Origin of the sequence: Mycobacterium yunnanensis, assembly GCF_025823185.1 — a bacterium.
Classification (GTDB): Bacteria; Actinomycetota; Actinomycetes; order Mycobacteriales; family Mycobacteriaceae; genus Mycobacterium; species Mycobacterium yunnanensis.
In genome coordinates, this window is sequence record NZ_JACKVK010000007.1 from 1 (window position 1) to 1,072 (window position 1,072).

Genomic DNA, 1,072 nt, shown 5'->3' on the forward strand with positions numbered 1-1,072 from the left:
CCGGCCGCAGAACCGGTGACCACCACCCCCACCACCAACGACTCAGCCACCACGACCAAGCCCGACACCACCACAACCCCCGACACCACCACCAAGCCCGACACCACCACCAAGCCAGACAAGGCCGACGGCAAGACCGATGGCACGGGCGCCGCCAAGGACGACGGCAACGCGGCACAGGGGAGCGCACCCAAGACCCCAAAGTCGCCCAACGCACAGAAGGCGCCTGCCAAGGACACTCCGCACGCAGAGAAGTCCGAACCGTCGGGTCGCCAATCCGACAATGACGCCAAGCCCGCGGCCAACGCTGCCAGCACATCAGAAGGGCACGCCGCAGCCAGCTGATTCAGCGCGGGTTCGACGACCGTTCACCGTAGCGACTCCATTGCCAATGGAGTCGCTACGGTTCGTTTGTCCATGTCCTAAAAGACCACGAGTGTATTTGGTGACGCCATCGGCTTCCGTTTCCACAGCGATTATTCGATCTCAGGGGACAACCGCTCCGCCACCCTCGAATCGAGACTTTTGGTACGAATTTCCCGTCGGTCTGAGCAATCATCGCTGGCGGCGCAATATAGGCCATTAAACCCTGGTCACGGTCGATTGCTCGCCAGAATCCCAGTTTGCGTTAATTGCATCGTGATGTAGCGCCTCACCAGTGCGTTTTTCGGATGAAGGAGGGCCCTCAGCAAGCTTCTCGATTCGATGTGCGGTTTGCCGCAAAGCACGCTAAATTCAGCGCGTTGACGGTGGCGATAATTACACGCATGAAAGAGAGCAGTAATGACGAAGGTCAGTCAGGGATTCTTCAAGGCCGTTGCGACGCGTGGCGTCATCGCGGCCATCCCGGTCGCCATGGCAAGCGCCTATGCAAGCAACTTGATGGTCCCAACGCCGCCGAGGATTGCCGCGTACGAATTTCAGCAGGTGGCTGAGATTACGGTGTCCCCGGATACGGTGGGTGTGGCTGCCTCGCCGTTGTACGGGCAGACGAAGGCGCAAATCGACCAGCAGCTCAGCGATATGCAGGCCTTGGGCATTCAGAACATCCGGGTGTTCGTGCCCTGGGGCC

1 protein-coding gene and 1 pseudogene are annotated in these 1,072 nt (G+C 60.2%); both read left to right on the forward strand.

The features are described from left to right. A partial coding sequence (locus H7K45_RS10105) for a hypothetical protein (RefSeq protein WP_263995668.1) occupies positions 1-345 on the forward strand: 345 nt, incomplete at its 5' end. A gap of 438 nt (positions 346-783) precedes the next feature. After that, positions 784-1,072, forward strand: a pseudogene (locus tag H7K45_RS10110) (hypothetical protein); the annotation flags it as partial.